The sequence below is a fragment of the Shewanella sp. SP2S2-6 genome (assembly GCF_031931965.1).
Lineage (GTDB): Bacteria > Pseudomonadota > Gammaproteobacteria > Enterobacterales > Shewanellaceae > Shewanella > Shewanella baltica.
The window spans coordinates 144,059-151,746 of record NZ_JAUOEQ010000008.1; the positions used below are offsets into that span (position 1 = coordinate 144,059).

The window sequence follows — 7,688 nt, forward strand, 5'->3', positions numbered from 1 at the left end:
ATCATGAGACACACACTGCTTAGTGGGCTTTCCTCGCTGTTATTACCATTTGGACTCTATGGTGCGGGTGCAATCGCGGCGCCGAGTTATCAACGCTCCTATTTGAATGCATCGATAAGTGCATCGACCGATCTATCATTGCGTTCAGACACCTCTCTACCACAGGATCTAATTGATTTATCTGGCGATCAACTGGATATCCAGAGTGCACATCCGGTGCGTGAGCTGGTGATTGTTGATGGCGCAGTGACTGAGGCTGATAAATTGGTATTGCGTCGCGCCCTTAAACCGGGCATGCAATTGGTGGAGTTAGATTCTTCTATCGCTGGATTACCGCAATTCATTAATGCCCTTGAAGGTCACAAAAATCTCGCCGCTATTCATGTGGTCTCCCACGCACAAGCGGGTGCTATTTTGCTCGGTAATTCACGTATTACCCCGGAGACAATCCAGCATGAAGTGCACGCATTTGCCGCGCTAAAAGGCGCGGTGCGTGAAGGTGGCGATTTATTATTTTACGGTTGCGATCTGGCCGCGAATGAAGCCGGTGAAGCGCTGTTGGATATCATCAGCAATAACACCGGTTTGGATGTTGCCGCCTCCAATAATTTAACCGGTAATGCCGAATTACAGGGCGACTGGGATTTAGAAGTTACAAGCGGAAATGTTGAATCTACGTTGGCGTTTTCTGAGAAGGCGTTAAGGGATTTTTCGGGTGTATTAGCGGCTTCGAATGGTACAAAAACATTTTCTGGTTGGTCAGGAAATCTCACTACAGAACTTAGTACTACCGATTTCAGATTAACGGCAACGGATGGAAATGATAGTGTACGGAATGTTGGAATTTATGGAGACATTGCTTATATCTTGACCGGTACTCCCAATATTAATAGTAATCACTATTTCTATTTAAAGGCAGACGGAACCAATACTACTGCGTTTGAGCTCACAGGCTTAAGTAGTGGAGAGTATACCCATAACTTCACCAATGTGCGGATTGTGGGTATGGTTCGGGGGGGGGGCACGGTCAACTCTTCTACAATAAATGGCACTAGTACTTTCGGTGAATCCTTTACTTTCGAATCGGGGCAACTAACCGCATTTTCCGGGGTTAAGCTGACAGGTTTTAAGCTCTATTTTGATTGCAGTACAAACTGTACCCAAGCGGCTGACGTCGCCAAGTTTGAGTTCAGAAGTTTTACCATCCAAGGCGCTGTTAATACACCGCCTGCTGTTACCCCAACACTCAGCAGCGTTAACTTATCGGATTCAGCACTGAGAGCAGGCGAAACCTCCACAGTCACTTTTACATTTTCAACGGCGGTTACCGGTTTTACCAATGCTGATATCACTATTCCAAATGGTTCACTGAGCGCTGTAAGCTCTGGTGATGGTGGCACTACCTGGACGGCAACTTTCACACCAACAGCTAGTATTACCGATGCAACAAACGTATTTACGGTTAACATGACTGGCGTCAGCAGCGTTGCTACATCAACACCAGGAAGCGGCACCACCAATTCCGGTAATTTCACTATTGATACATCGCGACCAACAGCAACAATTGTAGTTGCCGATAACGCCTTGATGGTTGGGGAAACCTCGCTGGTTACCATCACTTTCAGTGAAGCGGTGACGGGATTTGCCAATGCGGATTTAACGATTGCGAATGGTACTTTGAGTGCAGTGAGTTCTGGTGATGGAGGCATTACCTGGACGGCTACATTGACTCCCACAGCCAGTACTACTGATGCCAGTAACCTGATCACACTGGACAACACTGGCATGACCGATGCGGCAGGCAATGCTGGAACGGGTACAACAGACTCCAACAATTACGCCGTAGATACCGCCCGCCCCACAGCATCAATTGTGGTGGCTGATACAGCGCTGTCGATTGGTGAAACCCCGCTGGTCACCATTACGTTCAGTGAAGCGGTGACAGGATTTACTAACGCAGATTTAACCATCGCCAACGGCACACTCAGTACGGTGAGTTCCGGTGATGGTGGTGTCACCTGGACAGCCACCTTTACACCTACGGTCAGTACTACTGATGCCACCAATGTCATCACGCTTGCTAACACGGGTGTAAGCGATGCATCAGGCAATACAGGAACAGGTACTACTAATTCCAACAATTATGCAATCGATACGGTTCGTCCCATTGCTTCAATAGTGGTTGCTGATACCGCACTGGCTGTAGATGAAACTTCATTGGTCACCGTCACATTCAGTGAAGCGGTGACTGGTTTTACCAACGCCGACTTAACCATTGCCAATGGTACTTTGAGTGCGGTGAGCTCTGGTGATGGCGGCATTACCTGGACGGCAACATTGACTCCTACCGCCAGTATTACCGATGCCACCAACCTGATCACTTTGGATAATACCGGTGTAACAGATGCAGCAGGTAACGCAGGAAGCGGAACTACTGATTCCAATAATTATGCAATTGACAGCCTGCGTCCAACGGCTTCGCTGGTTGTGGCGGATACAAGTTTGTTAGCCGGTGAAACCTCTCTGGTGACAATCACCTTCAGTGAAGCGGTGACAGGTTTTACTAACGCCGATTTAACGATTGCGAATGGTACTTTGAGTGCGGTGAGTTCTGGCGATGGAGGCATCACTTGGACGGCGACATTGACGCCGACAGCCAGTATTGCGGATGCCACTAACCTGGTCACACTTGATAACACTGGTGTGACCGATACTGCAGGCAACGCAGGAACGGGTACTACTGATTCCAACAATTACGCCATATCCACTGTGCGCCCTACGGCATCAATTGTCGTTGCTGATACAGCTCTTGCAGCAGGTGAAACTTCGTTAGTCACAATCACCTTCAGCGAAGCGGTGACTGGATTTAGCAATGCTGATTTAACCATTGCTAATGGAAGCTTAAGTGCGGTGAGTTCTGGTGATGGCGGCATTACTTGGACGGCCACCTTCACACCCACAGCCAGTATTACGGATACCAGCAATGTCATCACTCTAGCTAATACCGGTGTACAAAACGCTGCTGGTAATACAGGAAGCGGAACGACTGATTCCAATAACTATGCAATTGATACTGCTCGCCCCACAGCCTCAATAGTGGTTGCCGGTACTGCACTGGCGATTGGTGAAACCTCGTTGGTCACTATTACTTTCAGTGAAGCGGTGACAGGATTTACTAACGCAGATTTAACGATTGCCAATGGAACACTGAGCGCGGTGAGTTCTGGTGATGGTGGTATTACTTGGACTGCAACTTTAACACCGACGGCCAGTATTACCGATGCTACTAATGTCATCACATTGGATAATACTGGCATCACAGATGCAGCAGGTAACGCGGGAACAGGCACAACTGATTCCAACAATTATGCAATTGACAGTACAAGGCCAACCGCGTCACTGGTTGTTGCTGATACAGCTTTGGGTGCTGGTGAAACGTCATTGGTCACCATTACTTTCAGTGAGGCAGTGACTGGCTTTACCAATGCGGACCTTACCATCGCGAATGGAACATTAAGTGCGGTGAGTTCATCGGATGGTGGCATTACCTGGACGGCGACTTTGACGCCAACCGCCAGTGTGACGGATGCAACCAACATCATTACATTGGATAACACTGGAGTGGCCGATGCGGTTGGTAATGCGGGCACAGGCACAACGGATTCCAACAACTATGCCATAGATACAACACGCCCAACGGCCACAATAGTCGTCGCGGACACTGCATTAGCGGTTGGTGAAACGTCCCTGGTGACCTTCACTTTTAGTGAAGCTGTGACTGGTTTTACCAATGCGGATCTGACTATTGCCAACGGCACTTTAACTGCGGTCAGCAGCGGTGACGGGGGCATTACCTGGACGGCGACTTTGACGCCAACCGCCAGTGTGACGGATGCAACCAACATCATTACATTGGATAACACTGGGGTGGCCGATGCGGCTGGTAATGCAGGCACAGGCACAGCGGATTCCAACAACTATGCCATAGATACAACACGCCCAACGGCCACAATAGTCGTCGCGGACACTGCATTAGCGGTTGGTGAAACGTCCCTGGTGACCTTCACTTTTAATGAGGCAGTGACTGGTTTTACCAATGCGGATCTGACTATTGCCAACGGCACTTTAACTGTGGTCAGCAGCGGTGACGGGGGCATTACCTGGACGGCGACTTTGACGCCAACCGCCAGTGTGACGGATGCAACCAACATCATTACATTGGATAACACTGGGGTGGCCGATGCGGCTGGTAATGCAGGCACAGGCACAACGGATTCCAATAACTATGCGATAGATACAGCCACGCCAACAGTACAGAGTGTTAACCCACTAGATGGCGATATTGGGGTGGCAGTTAGTGCCAACTTTGTGCTGACCATGAATGAGGATATACAGCTTGGTACTGGCAATATAGTGATCTACGATGCCGATGATCTGGCCGTAGCGACCATTGAGGTGGGTTCACCAGCCGGGCAGCTAATGATAACGGCTGGCGTGTTGACTATTAACCCAACCGCTAATCTAGTTGAAAACACCAGTTATTATATTCAAATCGCCAATGGAGCTATTACCGACTTGGCGGGTAACATTTACGCCGGCATTAGTAATAAAACCGATTGGAACTTTACCGTTGCCGATGTAACTCCACCAGTTGTTACTGGCGTGGTAGTATCGGGCTCACCCGCAGCGAACGCCGCTAGTCTCGTGTTTAGTGTGAGTTTAGATGAGGTGGCGAGCAATCTCTCTATCGATGATTTTGCTCTTACGGCAACAGGTTCGGCAAGTGGCAGTATTGCCAGTGTTTCTGCGGCATCCGGCACCAGTGTTGATGTGACTGTGAATACTGTGAGTGGTACAGGTAGTCTGAGACTCGATGTCAACGCGAATACTAATATCCAAGATACGGCCGGTAATGGTAATGGCACCAATGGCTATACCGCCGCTTATTCCGGTGGCGCAAGCCATGCTGTCGATCGTGATCCACCTTTAGCCCCTTCGGGGCTCGATCTTGCCGCAGGTTCTGATTCGGGGATCAGCAGCACAGATAATGTAACCAACGATACTACCCCGACATTCACTGGCAGCGCCGAGGCGAATAGCACTGTGACGCTCACGAGCAGCATCGATGGCGCATTGGGGGCTACAACTGCTGATGGTGCTGGAAATTGGTCATTTACCATGCCGCTATTAACCAGTAATTCAGCGCATAACATTACGGCCACTGCGACCGATGTCGCTGGCAATACTGGCGCGGCATCGACGGCACTTGCGTTTACGCTCGATACACAAACTCCCACGATAACCAGTTCGGCCCCCGCTGGTGGTGCCTCTGCTGCGGATGTCAGTGTGATATTCAACCTCGCCTTTAGTGAATCTGTGAACAGTCTGACGACGGATGATTTTGCCTTGGTGAGCACAGGCACAGCATCCGGCTCTATTTCGAGTGTTTCAGCCAGTTCAGGTGCTGGCGTTGCAGTGACTGTTAATGCTATTTCGGGTACGGGTAGTCTGAAGGTGGGCCATGTATCGAGTGATATCACCGATGATGCGGGTAATGCTCTCGGAGCCTATAGTGCAGGTGCTGCACACTCGGTCGATACGGATGCGCCGACTATTGCCAGCGTCAGTTTTGATCAGGCATCGGTCACCCAGGCAAATCAAGGCATGATTAGCTTGACCTTAGCGAGTGCTGAGGTGGGAACCAGTGCAAATTACACTATTACTGGCAGTACGGGCACGCCTGTCACAGGATCTATTGCAGTCGCAAGTGCGTCACAACAGATCACCAATATAGATGTGAGCGGTTTAGGGGATGGCACTCTGACCGTGAGTCTGACCCTGACTGATGCGGCGGGTAATATTTCTAGCCCAGCAGTAACCGATACCATATCGAAGGATGCTGTCATTCCAACCGTGAATGTGGTTAATGTTAACGATGGTCATTATGGCGTCGGCAGTGCTATCGATATCACGCTTACTCTGACCGAGGATGTGGTGGTTTCTAGCACACTTTCTACGCTGACGCTCGATATCGATGGTGTGGCTCGTCAAGCGGTATTCGTATCAGCTACCAGCGGTGTGCTGACCTATAGATATACGGTCCAAGCGGGCGATAACACGGGGGCGAGTGGTTTAATTGTCGATGCTAATGGCATAGTGCTTAATGGTGACACCATGCGGGATGCGGGCAGCAACGATGCCGATTTAAGCTATAGCCAGTGGAACAGTGCCAATGTGATTGTCGATACGACTGCCCCCGTCGATCCTATTGTTACTACGCCTGCTGGCACTATAAGTACCAATCAGGCAACGACATTGATCAGCGGAACGCACCCTGACGATGGGGTGACAATCAGCCTCTATGCCGATGTGGATAATGACGGTGTTGCCGATAACGCGACTGTGTTGGATGACACTATAGTGGTCGCGGGCACTTGGACTCTGAGTGCCTCATTATCGACGGACAGCGACAATAATTTCGTTGTGATTGCCAGCGATGCAGCGAGCAATGTTTCCGCACCCCAGAATGTCCCTACTATTACTCAAGACTCAACGGCGCCAGCTGCTCCATCTACGCCAGATCTGGATGCAGCAAGCGATTCGGGGACGAGTTTCGCGGATAATATCACCAAGAATACAACACTCGTGTTGACGGGGACCGCAGAGGCTGGTGCCAGTGTCGTCCTTAGCAGCCAACTTGATGGTGAGCTTGGCACTGTCAATGCGGATGGCAGTGGTGATTGGAGCGTTAGTGCGACCAACGTGAGTGCGGGCACCCATAGCATCACAGCGGTTGCTACTGATATCGCAGGAAATAGCAGTGTCGCATCGAGCGCTCTATCTGTGACTATTGATACGAGTGCGCCCACTTCCTCAGTAATTGATAATCAAAACATTCAACCTGGCGAGAGTTCATCTACGCTCGCGTTTACTATTGCCGATGATGTAACCGCTGTGACGGATATTCTTGTGACGCCAGCGAGTTCAGATACCACAGTGGTCCCACTGGCGGATGTTGTATTAGCAGGAAGCAATGCCGATAGAAGTGTGACTGTGACTGCGCTTGGCTCGGGTACCAGTACCATCACCCTTACGCTCGAAGATGGTGCGGGTAATACTAGTACTCAAACCTTCGAGGTTGTGGTGAATAGTGCTCCGACTATTTTGGGAATACCCGCGACGAATGTGGCTCAAGGTGCACCTTATAGCTTTGTGCCAACAGGTGCAGATGCGGATGGTAATAGCCTGCTCTTTGACATTACGAATCGACCTGCATGGGCGAGCTTTAATACGGCAACAGGGGAATTAAGCGGTACGCCAACGAATGCGGATGTCGGTGTGACGACGGCAATAGTGATCAGTGTGAGTGATGGAGTGCTCAGTGCGAGCCTGCCAGCTTTCAATCTCACGGTGACCAACGTCAACGATGCGCCGACGATTAGTTCAACAGCTATCACTGCTGCCACTCAAGATGCGGCGTACAGCTATAGCTTTGCGGCGAGTGATACCGATGTGGGCGATGTACTGACATTGAGCGCGGTGACTAAACCAAGCTGGTTGAGCTTCAATGCGGCCACTGGATTGTTAAGTGGCACGCCAAGCAATGCCGATGTGGGCAGTCATGCGGTGACACTGAAAGTCACCGACACGGACGGCTTAACGGCAGAGCAAAGCTTCAGCATCACGGT

General features: G+C 50.3%; 1 protein-coding gene. It reads left to right on the forward strand.

Features of this window, described 5'->3' with window-relative positions; translation table 11 throughout:
- Nucleotides 1-3: 3 nt before the first annotated feature.
- A partial coding sequence (locus Q4Q57_RS08685) for an Ig-like domain-containing protein (protein ID WP_311890584.1) occupies nucleotides 4-7,688 on the forward strand: 7,685 nt, incomplete at its 3' end.